This is a genomic window from Cupriavidus basilensis (assembly GCF_000876015.1).
In the GTDB taxonomy this organism is placed as follows: domain Bacteria; phylum Pseudomonadota; class Gammaproteobacteria; order Burkholderiales; family Burkholderiaceae; genus Cupriavidus; species Cupriavidus basilensis_B.
Window position 1 is genome coordinate 81,245 of the sequence record NZ_BBQM01000012.1, and the last position, 13,602, is coordinate 94,846.

General features: G+C 70.9%; 13 protein-coding genes. 11 read left to right on the forward strand and 2 right to left on the reverse strand.

The window, feature by feature from the left end; genetic code table 11:
* Positions 1-27 precede the first annotated feature (27 nt).
* Entirely contained in the window at positions 28-885 is an 858-nt protein-coding gene (locus KF708C_RS08200) for a shikimate dehydrogenase family protein (protein ID WP_059411430.1), read from the reverse strand.
* A 217-nt stretch (positions 886-1,102) separates the two neighbouring features.
* Here KF708C_RS08200 and KF708C_RS08205 point away from each other — a divergent pair, with 217 nt between their 5' ends.
* The 9 genes from KF708C_RS08205 to KF708C_RS08245 all read left to right on the forward strand — a co-directional run bounded on the left by KF708C_RS08205 (position 1,103) and on the right by KF708C_RS08245 (position 9,921).
* Positions 1,103-2,197 (forward strand): glycerol dehydrogenase, encoded by a 1,095-nt coding sequence (locus KF708C_RS08205; RefSeq protein WP_059411431.1) that lies wholly within the window; start codon positions 1,103-1,105, stop codon positions 2,195-2,197.
* A 186-nt stretch (positions 2,198-2,383) separates the two neighbouring features.
* Positions 2,384-3,313: a transketolase gene (locus KF708C_RS08210; RefSeq protein ID WP_059411432.1), complete on the forward strand. Its 930-nt coding sequence runs from the start codon at positions 2,384-2,386 to the stop codon at positions 3,311-3,313.
* Between the two features lies 1 nt (position 3,314).
* Complete coding sequence (locus tag KF708C_RS08215) at positions 3,315-4,295, forward strand: transketolase family protein (protein WP_059411433.1); 981 nt, start codon at positions 3,315-3,317, stop codon at positions 4,293-4,295.
* A gap of 124 nt (positions 4,296-4,419) precedes the next feature.
* A complete protein-coding gene (locus tag KF708C_RS08220; protein WP_059411434.1) occupies positions 4,420-5,685 on the forward strand; it encodes an ABC transporter substrate-binding protein in 1,266 nt (421 codons plus the stop codon).
* 93 nt (positions 5,686-5,778) lie between these two features.
* On the forward strand, positions 5,779-6,663 hold the full coding sequence (locus tag KF708C_RS08225; protein ID WP_020203493.1) for a branched-chain amino acid ABC transporter permease: 885 nt from the start codon (positions 5,779-5,781) through the stop codon (positions 6,661-6,663).
* A 13-nt stretch (positions 6,664-6,676) separates the two neighbouring features.
* The gene (locus KF708C_RS08230; protein ID WP_020203492.1) at positions 6,677-7,699 is read left to right on the forward strand and encodes a branched-chain amino acid ABC transporter permease; all 1,023 of its coding nucleotides are present in this window, start codon (positions 6,677-6,679) and stop codon (positions 7,697-7,699) included.
* A gap of 13 nt (positions 7,700-7,712) precedes the next feature.
* On the forward strand, positions 7,713-8,447 hold the full coding sequence (locus KF708C_RS08235; RefSeq protein ID WP_020203491.1) for an ABC transporter ATP-binding protein: 735 nt from the start codon (positions 7,713-7,715) through the stop codon (positions 8,445-8,447).
* Positions 8,428-9,144: an ABC transporter ATP-binding protein gene (locus tag KF708C_RS08240; protein ID WP_020203490.1), complete on the forward strand. Its 717-nt coding sequence runs from the start codon at positions 8,428-8,430 to the stop codon at positions 9,142-9,144. Before KF708C_RS08235 ends, KF708C_RS08240 begins: the two co-directional genes overlap by 20 nt.
* Positions 9,145-9,222: 78 nt before the next feature.
* Entirely contained in the window at positions 9,223-9,921 is a 699-nt protein-coding gene (locus KF708C_RS08245) for an SDR family NAD(P)-dependent oxidoreductase (RefSeq protein ID WP_043366818.1), read from the forward strand.
* A 127-nt stretch (positions 9,922-10,048) separates the two neighbouring features.
* Here the strand turns inward: KF708C_RS08245 and KF708C_RS08250 are convergent, their stop codons facing one another.
* A complete protein-coding gene (locus KF708C_RS08250) occupies positions 10,049-11,008 on the reverse strand; it encodes a patatin-like phospholipase family protein (RefSeq protein WP_059411435.1) in 960 nt (319 codons plus the stop codon).
* Between the two features lie 225 nt (positions 11,009-11,233).
* On the opposite strand from KF708C_RS08250, the gene poxR reads away from it, so the two are divergent.
* Together poxR and KF708C_RS08260 are read left to right on the forward strand one after the other, a co-directional pair.
* Complete coding sequence (gene poxR / locus KF708C_RS08255; RefSeq protein ID WP_059411436.1) at positions 11,234-12,940, forward strand: phenol degradation transcriptional regulator PoxR; 1,707 nt, start codon at positions 11,234-11,236, stop codon at positions 12,938-12,940.
* Between the two features lie 415 nt (positions 12,941-13,355).
* Positions 13,356-13,559: a phenol hydroxylase subunit gene (locus KF708C_RS08260; RefSeq protein ID WP_059411437.1), complete on the forward strand. Its 204-nt coding sequence runs from the start codon at positions 13,356-13,358 to the stop codon at positions 13,557-13,559.
* Positions 13,560-13,602: the final 43 nt, after the last annotated feature.

Consider the following 13,602-nt stretch of genomic DNA (forward strand, 5'->3'; position numbering starts at 1 on the left):
ATATGATATGCAGCGCTATTTTTCCGCTCAGGCGGGGCTGCCGGCGCCGGCGGGCGGTGTGTCCAGCAGGTAGTCCGCCAGCAGGTCGATCTGCGCCGTCACCATGTGCTCGCCGAGATGGATGCGGCAGCCGCGCGCCCTGGCCGCGAGCAGCAGCGGGGTCTGCGCCGGCTGCATGATGACTTCCGCGACGATGGTTTCGGGCCGCAGCAGGGCGGGGTCGAGCGGCAGCGGGTCGTCGGGCTTGAGGCCGAGCGAGGTGCCGTTGACGATCAGGTCCCAGTCGCCGGCCGGACCCGCGGCGGAGGCCACGGCGGCGCCGGGCCGCTTCGCCTTCAACTGCGCGGCGAGCGCGTCGGCCTTGCCGCGCGAGCGGTTGACGATGGCCAGCTGCGCCACGCCGGCATCGAGCAGCGCCGCCGCCACCGCGGTGGCCGCGCCGCCCGCGCCCAGCAGCAGGGTCCGCTTGCCGGCTGGGTCGATGCCCTGCGCGCGCAGGCCCGCCACGAAACCCACGCCGTCGAACACCCTGCCGACGAAGCGCCCGTCGGGCGTGCGGCGCGCCACGTTGCACACGCCGAGGTCGGCCGCCACGCCTTCGAGTTCGTCGCACAGCCGCGCCACTTCCTGCTTGTGCGGCACGGTGACGATCACGCCGGCGAGGTTCTCCACCGCGCGCAGGCCCGCCAGCGCGCCGGGCAGCTGCGCCGGCGAGACCTGCCACGGCACCAGCACCGCGTTGCGCCCCAGCGCCGCGGCGCGCGCGTTGAAGAAGGCCGGCGTGCGCACGTGATGCGCGGGGTAGGCGAGGATGACGACGACCCGCGTGCGGCCGTCGATGAGGCTGACCGCGGGGCTCGCGGCGGGGGGATTGGTTTCCGGCATCGGGCAGGGCTCCAGGAAGAATCGGAAGAACAAGCGAAGGGTTGCGGGGCGGGCCGCGGCGAAAAAAGCTTCTTGCCAGCCACCGATAATGATGTAGCATATATCCTATATCATGTATTGGGAAGGGCGGCAGGCCACCGGAACGGCGGCCCGCGCGCCCCGAAACCCGCAGCGGGCCGGCATCCGCCAGGCCGGCGCAATCCAAGGAGGAGACAACGTGCAAGCGGTATTTGGCTCGCCCGGACGCTATGTCCAGGGCGCGGGGGCGCTGGACGCGCTGGGCGGGCATGTGGCCCGGCTCGGCCGCGACGCGGTGCTGGTCGCGGACCGGATGGTGATGGAAATGATCGGCGCGCGCGTCGGGCAGTTGTGCGCCGACGCCGGGGTGGCGCTGCGCCGGCTGAGCTTCGACGAGGGCCTGACGCCGGAGCTGGTGGCGCGCCTCGTCGGCGAGCTGGGCGCCGGCGCGCCGGCGGTGATCGTCGCCGCCGGCGGCGGGCGCAGCATCGACGCCGGCAAGGCGCTGGCGGACCATTACCAGGCGCCGGTCATCACGGTGCCGACGGTGGCCTCCAACGATGCGCCGACCAGCAAGAACTACGTGCTCTACGACGCCCATCACCGGCTGCTCGCGGTCCGGCACCTGCCCTACAGCCCGGCCTGCGTCGTCGCCGACACCGCGCTGATCGCGCAGGCGCCCGCGGCCATGCTGCTGGCGGGCATCGGCGACGCCATCTCCAAATCCTTCGAAGCGGCGCAATGCGCGGCCGCGCCCGACGGCGCCAACATGTTCGGCACCCGGCCGCTGCTGTCGGCGGGGGCGCTGGCGCGCGAGTGCCACCGCGTGCTGATGGCCGATGCGCAGGCCGCGCTGGCGGTGGCCGGCTCGGGCGTGCCGGATGCCGCTTTCGAGCGGGTGGTGGAGGCCACCATCCTGATGTCCGGCCTGGGCTTCGAAAGCGGCGGCCTGTCGATCGCGCACGCGCTCACGCGCGGGCTGTCCGCGCTGCGCCACGCGCAGCGCGCGCCCCACGGCCTGCAGGTGGCATACGGCCTGCTGGTCCAGCTGGAGCTGGAGCGGCGCCAGGACGGCGCGCGCGTCGAGATCGAGGCGCTGTACCGCCGCATCGGCCTGCCGCTGCGGCTGGCGGACCTGGGCCTCACCGATGCCTCGCGCGAGGAACTGGAGGCGGCCGCCACGCTGTCGCTGGCGGCCCCGCACATGAAGAACTTCCCGCGCGCGCTGGACGCCGCCGCGATCGCCGATGCGATGCGGCAGGTGGATGCGCGCGCGGTGCGGGCCCCACATTAAGCAGCCAGGCGGATCACACGTCAGGCCGGCCGGGCGCGATGGCGCCGCCGGCGGCGCAGCAGACTATCCGGAGCCCGGCGCCAGCGTGTCCGGGCGGTAACTGAGAGGAGCGTAAGCAATGCATTTCCCATGTCCCCTGAAAAAATGCATGATATATCGTGCATCAATCGAAAACGGAGGCGTCCGATGAGCCAAGCCATCGTGTCGGCGCCGCCCGTGGCCGCCGACGGCGCGTTCGCGCCGAGCGCGGAGCAGGTCGCGCGGCTCAAGGAGCGCGCCACCTTCGTGCGCCTGGAGACCATCCGGCTGATCGAGATCGCCAAGACCGGGCACTACACCTCGGTGTTCTCGGCGGCCGAGACCTTCGCCGCGCTGTACTACGACGTGATGAAGCTGCGCCGCGGCGAGCCCGCCTGGCCCCAGCGCGACCGCTTCCTGATGGGCAAGGGCCACGCCGCGGTGGGCCTGTTCCCGATCCTCGCCGATCTCGACTTCTTCCCCAGGTCCTGGCTCGACGACTACACCCGCCTGGGCAGCCCGCTCGGCGACCACCCCGACATGCGCAAGGTGCCGGGCATCGACTTCAGCTCCGGCTCGATCGGGCACGCGCTCTCGGCCGGGCTGGGCATGACGCTGGCCGGCCGGCACGCGGGGCTGGACTTCACCACCTTCGTGATGCTCGGCGACGGCGAGATGCAGGAAGGGCAGGTGTGGGAGGCGGCGATGTCCGCCGCGCACCATCGCGCCAACCGCCTCGTCGCCATCGTCGACCGCAACGGCTTCCAGCTCGACGGCGCGGTGGACGAAGTGATGGGCATCGAGCCGCTCGACGCCAAGTGGCGTGCGTTCGGCTGGGAAGTCCACGTGGTGGACGGCCACGACGTGGCCGCGCTGACCGCCTTGCTGCGCCGGCTGCGCGCCGACGACGCGCGCGCCACGCCGGCCTGCGTGATCGCGAAGACGGTCAAGGGCAAGGGCGTGTCCTACATGGAGACCGAGCCCGGCTGGCACCTGGGCTACCTCGCGCCCGAAGACGCGCGGCGCGCGGCCGAGGAAATCCTCGCCAGGGACGCACGGCAGGACCAGCAGGACCAACAGGACAAACGGGACCGATAGCATGAACCAGCCACTTTCCAAGGACTCCTGGCAATACCGGGGCCTGAACGCCATCACGCCGGGCCTGAGCTACCTGTCCAACGGTCTGATCGACCTGGTCGAGGCCGGCGCGCCGGTGCTCGCCGGCTCGGCCGACCTGCAGTACTCCAACGGCCTGGCGCGCTTCGCCCAGCGCTTTCCCGAGCGCTACATCCAGTTCGGCATCTCCGAGCAGAACATGGTGACGGCGGCGGCCGGCATGGCCACCGTGGGCTACACGCCGTTCGTCGCCACCTTCGCCTCGTTCCTGGCGCTGCTGTGCTGCGAGCAGATCCGCATGGACGTGGCCTACTGCGGCCTGCCGGTGCGGCTGGTGGGCCACCACGCGGGCATCTCGCTGGGTTTCTACGGCACCTCGCACCACGCCACCGAGGATCTCGCCATCATGCGCTCGATCGCCGACCTCACCGTGGTGGCGCCGGCCGACGGCCCGCAGCTGCGCGCCGCGGTCAAGGCCTCGGCCGGCCACGCGCAGCCGATCTATTTCCGCATCGGCCGCGGGCGCGAGCCGGACGTCTACGAAGAGGGCGTGCCGTTCGAGTTCGGCAAGGCCATCGAGCACCAGCAGGGCGAGGAGCTGACGCTGATCGCCACCGGCTCGTGCGTGCATCCCGCGCGCGAGGCGGCGAAGCGGCTCGCCGCCGCCGGCCATTCGGTGGGGATGATCGACATGGCCACGGTCAAGCCGCTCGACCGCGACGCCGTGCTGCGCGCCGCGGCGCGCTCGCGCGTGCTGATGACGGTGGAGGAACACAACGTGCTGGGCGGCCTGGGCGGCGCCGTGGCCGAGGTGCTGGCCGACGTCGGCGCCGGGGTGCGGCTGGTGCGCCACGGCATCCTCGACGAGTACAGCCTGATCGCGCCGCCGACGCATCTGTACGCGCACTACAAGCTCGACGTGGACGGCATCGCGCAGCTGGCGCGCGAGGTCATGGCGGCATAGCAGGACACCGGCGCGGCGCGGACGGGCATGGTCCCGGCCGCGCCGCGCCGGCGCAGGCAGTGGTGCAGGGAGCTATTTCATAACAAGTCGCAAAGACAAAACGGTTCGACACAGGAGACAGTCAATGTACAACCTCATATCAAGAACCCGGCGGGCGGTCCTGCTCGCCGCCGGCCTCGGCGCCGCATTGGCGTGCGGCGCCGCCGCGGCCCAGGTCAAGGAAATCCCGATCGGCTTCGTGCTGCCCCTGTCCGGGGGCGCCGCCACCATCGGCAACCAGACCAAGCAGGGCGCCGAGATCGCCGCCGAGCAGATCAACCAGGCCGGCGGCATCCGCTCGCTCGGCGGCGCGAAGCTCAAGCTGATCTTCGCCGACAGCCAGTCCAAGCCCGACGTGGGCGTGGCCGAGACCGAGCGCCTGATCCAGCGCGAGAACGTGCCGCTGATCGTGGGCGCCTACAACAGCGCCGTGACCTTCCCGGCCACCGAGGTGGCGGAGCGCTACAAGGTACCCTGGGTCGTGACCGGCGCGGTCAAGGACGAGATCACCGAGCGCGGCTTCAAGTACGTGTTCCGCCCCAACAACAAGGCCATCTACGACGCGCGCGAGCAGATCGACGCGCTCGACCTGCTCAAGAAGGAAACCGGCAAGGGGCCGAAGAACATCGGGCTGTTCTACGAGGGCACCGACTGGGGCCGCTCGCACGCGGCCAACATCAAGAAGCTGGTCAAGGAGCGCGGCTACGCGATCTCGCTCGACGAGTCGTATCCGCCCAACCAGACCGATCTCTCGGCGCAGCTGCTGAAGATCCGCAGCGCGAAGCCGGACGCGCTGATCGTGGTGGCCTACACGCCCGACCACATCCTGTTCACGCGCCAGCTCGCGGAGAGCCGCCTCTACATTCCCTACGGCGTGCATTCGGTGGGCGGCGGCTCGGAAGACCCGAACTTCTACAAGGCGGTGTCGCCCAAGGCCGTCGAGTACATGTTCGTGCAGGATGACTTCCAGGTCGACATCATGCGCGCGGCCAAGGACCCGGCCATCGTCGCCGCGGACGCCAGGTTCAAGGCGGCGCTCGGCTACGGCATGAATTCCTACGGCTCGCAGGGCATGTCCAACGTCTACATCGTCAAGGACGCGCTCGAGCGCGCCGCCTCCGCCGACCGCGAGAAGCTGCGCGCCGCGCTGGCCGCCACCGACATCACCAGCGGCCCCGCGCTGGTGACGGGCTACCAGCGCATCAAGTTCGACGACCAGGGCCAGAACACCTACGCCCACGGCGTGATCTCGCAGAACCTCAACGGCGAGCGCCGCACCATCTGGCCGATGGAGAACCGGCTGGCCGGCGTCAAGCCGGTGTGGCCGCTGCCGGCGCCGGCAGCGCGCTGAGGCGGGCACGCAGTCGCACGGTCCGGCGTGGCTGCCGGACCGTCACATCCCGCACGGCGGCCGCGGCCGGCCGTGCCCAATCGAGGTAGGTATATGGACCCAATCATTCTGGCCTACGCCGTGGTCAACGGCGTATTGCTCGGCGGGATCTACGGGGGCATCGCGCTGGGCCTGAGCCTCATCTTCGGCGTGCTGAGGGTGATCAATTTCGCGCATGGCTCCTTCCTGATGCTCGCCATGTATCTCAGTTACCTGATCTGGTCGGTGTTCGGCATCCATCCGTATGCCACGGCGCTGGTGACGGTGCCGGTGCTGTTCCTGCTCGGCTATTTCACCCAGGCCGTGGTCATCGCGCCGCTGTTCCGGCGCGAGACCACGATGGTGGTCGAGCCGCTCGGCGCCTTGCTGCTCACCACCGGCATCTTCCTGGTGATCGACAACGCCATCCTGATGAGCTTCGGCCCCGACGTGCGCACGGTGACCACCGACACCCTGAGCGGCTCGGTCGACATCGGCGGGCTGCCGGTCAACGTGCCGCGCCTGATCGCGTGCGCGGCGGCGGTGGCCGTGTCGGCCGGGCTGGCCTACTGGCTGCGCTGCACCGACACCGGGCGCAAGATCCGCGCCACCGCGCAGAACCGCGAGGCGGCGGCGCTGTCGGGCATCAACGTCGGGCGGGTCTACAACGTGACCTTCGGCATCGGCGCCGGCATCCTCGGGCTGTTCGGCGCGCTGCTGGTGCCGTTCCTGTCGGTGTCGCCGTCCACCGGCCTGGGCTTCGGCATCAAGTCCTTCCTGGTGGTGGTGCTGGGCGGCATCGGCTCGATCCCCGGCTCGCTGCTCGGCGGCCTCGTGCTGGGCATCTTCGAATCGTTCGCTTCGCAGTTCGTGACCGCGACCTCCGCGTCGGTGTTCTCGTTCTGCCTGTTCATCGTCGTCCTGCTGGTCCGGCCCAACGGCCTGCTCGGCCGCAAATGAAGGAGGCCACCGCATGAAGTCGTCAAGGACCAATATCAACCTGGTGCTGGGCATGCCGCTGCTGTGCGCCGCGCTGGTGCTGCCGCTGTTCGTCAAGGACAGCTACGTGCTGCACTCGCTGGTCATGGTGCTGTACTTCGCCTACATGGCGTCGGCGTGGAATTTCGTGTGCGGCTACGTCGGCCAGCTCTCGCTCGGGCATTCGGTGTTCGCCGGCAGCGCGGGCTACGTCACGGTGCTGCTGTTTACCGGGCTGGGCCTGTCGCCGTGGCTCGGCATGTGCGCCGGCGGGCTGGCCGCGGCGCTGCTGGCGGTGTGCATCGGCTACCCCACGTTCAAGCTCAAGGGGCCGTATTTCACGCTGACCACCATCGCCTTTGCCGAGATCGTGCGGATCTGGGTGGAGAACACCGACGAGTTCCTCGGCATCCCGCTCAAGGGCGCGCAGGGGCTGGTGATCCCGCCGTCGGCCGGCGGCTGGGCGGCATTCCAGTTCGACGGCAAGGTGCCGTACTACTACATCATCCTGGCCATGCTGGTGGCGATGCTGCTGGCCACGCTGGCGCTGGAGCGCTCGCGCCTGGGCTATTACCTCAAGGCCATCCGCGGCGACGAGGCCGCCGCGCAGGCGGTGGGCGTGAGCACCACGCGGTATCCGCTCATCGCGCTGGCGATCAGTGCCTTCATGACCGGCCTGGGCGGCGCCTTCTACGCGCAGTTCTTCCGCTACATCAACCCGGAGCGGAACATGGGCCTGGACCTGTCGATCGACGCCGCCGTGATGGCCATCGTCGGCGGGCAGGGCACCATCATCGGCCCGGTGCTCGGCGCGTTCGTGCTGCATCCGGTCTCGGAGCTCGCGCGGACCTACTTCGCGGGGCGCTTCCTCGGGCTGGACCTGGTGATCTACGGCCTGGTGCTGATCGGCGCGGTGCTGTATTTCCCCAAGGGCATCGTCGGCGCGCTCGAGCGCCTGCTGCGGCCGCGCGCGCGGCGCGCCGCCACGGTGGACGCGCCCGCGGCGCGCAAGGCCTAGGGAGGACCAAGAGATGAGCAACCTGCTGGAAGTGAAATCCATCTCCAAGCGCTTTGGCGGCCTGCAGGCGGTGGACCGCCTGTCGTTCTCCGTGCGCGGCGGCGAGATCCTGGGCCTGCTGGGCCCCAACGGCGCCGGCAAGACCACCGCCTTCAACCTGATCGCCGGCTTCATCAAGGCCGACGAAGGCGAGATCCTGTTCGGCGGCAAGCAGATCCGCGGCTGCGAGCCGTACCAGATCTGCGCCAGCGGCATCGCCCGCACGTTCCAGCTGTCCAAGCCGTTCGGCGGGCTGAGCGCGCTGGAGAACGTCATGGTCGGCGGCTTCGCGCGCGGCGCCCGGCGCGCGCGCGTGCGCGACGAAGCCTATGCCTGCCTGGAGTTCCTGGGCCTGGCCCAGCGCGCCGACACCGACGCCAACGACCTCACCGCGTTCGACAAGCGCAAGCTCGAACTGGGCCGCGCGCTGGCCACGCAGCCGCGCCTGCTGCTGATGGACGAAGTGGTGGCCGGGGCCACGCCGAGCGAGGCGGGCGAGATGGTGGAGCTGGTGCGCAAGGTGCGCGACCGCGGCATCACGGTGCTGATCGTCGAGCACGTGATGAAGGTGATCATGGGTTTGTCGGACCGCGTGATCGTGATGGAGCAGGGCCGGCTGATCGCCGACGGCGTGCCGGCCGAGGTGGTGAAGATGCCCGAGGTGCTCAAGGCTTATTTCGGAGACGGTTATGTCGGCGCCAGTGCTTGAAGTCAGCGATATCTGGTCGGGCTACGGCGAGCAGCAGATCCTGCGCGGCGTGAGCCTGTCGCTCGCGCCGCGCTCGATCACGGCGCTGATCGGCGCCAACGGCGCCGGCAAGACCACCTTCCTGCGCACGGTCTCGGGCCTGCTGCGCCGCAAGCGCGGCACCGTGCGCCTGAACGGCAAGGACCTCGGCGGCCTCGCGCCGCACGAGGTGGTGCTGGAAGGCTTCGTGCAGTCGCCCGAGGGCAAGCAGCTGTTCCTCGGCATGTCGATCCTGGAGAACCTGCTGGTCGGCGCCAGCAACCCGCGCGCTCGCTCGCGCCGCGCGCAGACCTTGCGCGAGGTGTTCGAACTGTTCCCGATCCTGGAGGAGCGCCAGAAGCTGGCCGCCTCCACGCTGTCGGGCGGGCAGCAGCAGATGCTCGCGGTCGGGCGCGCGCTGATGGCGATGCCGCGCGTGCTGGCGCTCGACGAGCCGTCGCTGGGGCTGGCGCCGATCATGGTCGACCGGCTGTTCGACAGCATCCGCCGCCTCAAGGAGCGCGACCTCGCCATCCTGGTCATCGAGCAGAACGTCAACCAGGTGCTGGACATGGCGGACTACGGCTACGTGATCGAGAGCGGCGCGATCGCGCTGGCGGGCACCGGCAGGGAACTGCTGGCCAATCCGCATCTGCGGGCAACCTATCTCGGCGTCTAGCGCATGGACGGCCGCACCGGGAACCAGCACAAGAACCAGCACAAAAACCAGCACGAGAACCAAGAGGAGTCAGGAAAGATGGAACAAGCTGTAGCAGTGGTGACGGGCGGCGGCACCGGCATTGGCCGCGCCATCGCCGAGGAACTGCACGCGGCGGGCATGCGCGTGGTCTGCCTCGGCATGGACGCCGACGCGGACCTGCCGCACGGGCTGGCCTTCCGCCAGCTCGACGTGACCTCGGCCGAGGCCGCGCGCGCCGCCACGGCGGACCTGGACGCGGTGGCGGTGCTGGTGAACGCCGCCGGCATCATCCGCCACGAGGGCCGGGAGTTCACGCCCGAGGGCTTCCGCGCGGTGGTCGACGTGAACCTGAACGGCTCGCAGATCCTGACCAGCGTGCTGCAGGAGCGGCTGGTGCGCGCGCGCGGCGCGGTGGTCAACATCGCCTCGATGTGGAGCTACTTCGGCTCGGCCAACAACCCGGCCTATGCCGCCAGCAAGGCCGGCATCCTCGGCCTGACGCGCTCCTATGCCGCGGCGCTGGCGCCGCAGGGCGTGCGCGTCAACGCGGTGGCGCCGGGCTGGATCCGCACGCGCCTGTCGGCCGGCGCGCTCGACAACCCCGAGCGCAGCGCCGCCATCATGGCGCGCCTGCCGATGCGCCGCTGGGGCCTGCCGCGCGACGTGGCGCGCGTGGTGCGCTTCCTGTGCTCGGAGGACGCCGGCTACGTGACCGGGGTGATCCTGCCGGTGGACGGGGGCTTCGGCATCGCCTGATGCCGCCCGGCGCCGCGGCGCCGCGACGGGCCGCGGGATACCGCTTTCCCGCAGCCCCGCCACGTCAGCCCCGGCCCGAGCGCCGCGCGGCGCGCCGTCCGGGCAGTTCACCGATACCGAAGCCGGATCACGGCGGCGCGGACGCGTGCGAGTGGGGCGCGTGGCCGGGCGCGGCCTCGTGCACGTGCATGGCCGCCGCCTGCCGGGGATCGAAATCGCAGCTCGGGTTGGCCTCGTCGTGCGAGTGCGGCGTCAGCGCGCCGGGGATGTGGCGGCTGTTGAGGCCGTCCGCGTTGAGCCACGCCCGCGTGGCCGCCGCGGCGCGGTCGATCAGCGTGCCGCACTGGGTGTAGTCGTAGGGCGAGACGTCGAGCGGGCACAGCGGCGGCACCACCGAGATGTGCGCGTGCCCGGCCCAGCGCTCCAGGTCCTGCACCAGCTGGCGCGCCACCAGCAGCGACAGCGCGTTGAAGGCATGGTCGATGGGGCCGCGCGGCTCGCGCCGGGCCGCGCAGGCGAAGCCGGCCGGCAGCACCACCACGCGCGTGGCGCCCAGCCGGATGGCGGTGGAGACCGGCGTGTTGTTGGCCACGCCGCCGTCGATCAGCGTGCGCCCGCCCAGCCGCACCGGCGGAAACACGCCGGGGATGGCGGCGCTGGCGAGCACCGCCTGCACCAGGCTGCCCGAGGACAGCACCACCTCCGCGCCGTCCTGCATGTCGGTGGCGACCACGTACAGCGGCAGCTCGGCCTGCTCCAGCGGCATGTCGCCGAAATGGCGCGACAGCAGGCGCTGCAGCGCGTGCGATTCCACCAGATGGCCGCGCTGGCCGCGCAGCATGCCGAACAGGCTGCGCCACGACCACGGCATCACCTCCGCGCGGCGCAGGCCGCGCCACAGCGATTCGAGCCTGGTGGTGCCCGCCGCGTGCGGGTTGCAGGCGTAATAGGCGCCGTTGATGGCGCCGGCCGAGGCGCCGATGACCATGTCGGGCTTGATGCCCCAGGCCACCAGCTCGCGCAGCATGCCGGCCTCGATGGCGCCGAGGCTGCCGCCGCCGGCAAAGACGAATGCGGTTTTTTCCATGTCTCGTGGTGCAGAGCAACAACGCCGGGAATCGGGAAGAGGCAACCGGGAATCGGGAATCAGGCCGGGACCGGCCCGGCACGCCTGCAATGGACAGCATAGGCGACATCGGGCCGGCTGGACAGCCGTCGCGCGCGGCGGGCGGCAGCGATGGCACATAATGTGCGTACCGTGCCGGAAAAAGCACGGGCGCGCCTGCTTTTCCGGCCGCCAGGAGAGGAGACGATGAGCAGTTCGACCGACAAATTCTCGGCCACCATGCGCGATGGCCTGGCCAATCTCGCCCGCCGCCTGCGTTTCGCGATGGAGGAGGGCTCCATCTGGCTGGACGAGCAGCGCATGATCCTGCTGCACACCGCGTCGCTGGGCGCGCTGCGCAAGGAATTGGTGGATACGCTGGGCATGGAGCGCGCGCGCGGCCTGTTCATGCGCATGGGCTTCCATTCCGGCCTGCGCGACGCCGAGCTGGCCAAGAAGCTGCGGCCCAACCAGAGCGACTTCGGGCTGCTGGAGATCGGGCCCTGCCTGCACACCATCGAAGGCGTGGTGCGGGTGACGCCGGTCAAGGTGGACATCGACATCGCCGCCGGCATCTACGACGGCGAGTTCCTGTGGGAAGACTCGTTCGAGGGCGACGTGCACCGGCAACTGTTCGGCATCGTCGACGCGCCCGCGTGCTGGATGCAGATCGGCTACGCCACCGGCTACACCTCGGCGCTGATGGGCCGCACCATCCTCTACCGCGAGGTAGAGTGCGTGGCCTGCGGCCATGCGCACTGCCGCATCGTCGGCAAGCCGCTGGAAGCGTGGGAGGACGGCGCCGCGGTGCTGGCGCTGTACCAGCCCGACCCGGTGATCGAGACCATCCTGGAGCTGCAGAGCGAGGTCGAGCACCTGCGCGCGCTCCAGCGCGGCGACGGCAAGCCCGCCGACCTGGTGGGCGGCTCGCCCGGGTTCCGCGCCGCCTGGGGCCTGCTGCAGCGCGCCGCGGCCAGCAACGTGACGGTGCTGCTGCTGGGCGAGACCGGGGTCGGCAAGGAGCGCTTCGCGCAGGCGCTGCACAGCGTGAGCGCGCGCGCCGACAAGCCCTTCGTGGCGGTCAACTGCGCGGCGATCCCCGACGAGCTGGTCGAGTCCGAGCTGTTCGGCGTGGACAAGGGCGCCTTCACCGGCGCGCACCAGTCGCGCCCGGGCCGCTTCGAGCGCGCGCACGGCGGCACCTTGTTCCTCGACGAGCTGGGCGAGCTGTCGCTGCCGGCGCAGTCCAAGCTGCTGCGCGTGCTGCAGGAAGGCGAGGTGGAGCGCGTGGGCGGCGCCGCGCCGCGCCGCGTGGACGTGCGGCTGGTGGCCGCCACCAACGTGGACCTGGCCGAGGCGGTCAAGGCCGGCACCTTCCGCAAGGACCTGTACTACCGTCTCAACGTCTATCCCGTCACCATCCCGCCGCTGCGCGAGCGGCTCGACGACATCCGCCTGCTGGCGGAGCGCTTCGTGGCCCGCTGCGGCGCGCGCCACGGCAAGAAGATCGTCGGCATCACCGACCGCGCGCTGGCCGAGCTGCGCCGCCACGACTGGCCCGGCAACGTGCGCGAGCTGGAAAACGTGATCGAGCGCGGCGTGATCCTGGCCGGCAACGGCGGCCTGATCTCCGCCGACCACCTGTTCCTGCCCGCGGGCGCGCAGGCCGGCATGGACACCGCGCCGCGCCTGGGCGCCGGCGGCACGCTGCCGGCCCTGCGCGAAGCGGCGGTGCACGGCCTGCTCGACCACATGGCCGAGCAGCAGCTCGCGCTGGGCGACGTGGAGACCGTGCTGATGGAGGCCGCGATGGCGCGTGCCGACGGCAACCTGAGCCAGGCCGCGCGCCTGCTCGGCATCACCCGGCCGCAACTGGCCTACCGCTGGAAGAACCGCGGCGGCCGCGGCAACTGAGGCGGGCCGGTCCGCGTGGCCGGCGCGTGCCTTGCCACGTGCCCGGCCGCGCTTTCACCATTTGATCCATCCCCCGCGGCGCGCCGCGCGGCCGCCCGGCGCGGCTTGCTGCGGCGCATGCCGCGTTCCTCCCCGTTCGCGCCACCGTTCGCGCTGTCCCGCGCGGCGCCGCCTGTTGCGGCGCACAGCCCGCGCGCGCCGCCCGCAAACGCCCGCCCCACGCGGCTTTTCACCATTTGATCAAGCCCGGCCGCGGGCTTGATCAATTCATCGACGCGCCGCCGCCGCTCCCGTGCGGGTAAACGCGCGGGCAACGCCGCGCTCCGGGCCGCCGGCCCTTGCGCCGCCGTGCTTCGCGCCGGCTGGCACGCTCTTCGCAATGGAGCTCCGTGCCAGCCAACCCGAGGAGCGCGCCATGATCAACCAGTCGGTTCCCCTGTTCGAAGCCGTGCCGCGCTACGTGCGCGTGGACGGCCGCACGCCGGCGGGCTTCGTGCAGTTCGCCTTCTGCGTGGCGGACCCCGGGCTCAACGTCGAGCTGATCATGCCCGAGCCGATGTTCGAGGCGTTCTGCAGCGTCAACCGCGTGCGCTTCCTCCCGCCCGAACCGGACGCCTGAGCGCCCGCCCGAAACCGGAACACCAGGAACATCGAGAACAGCA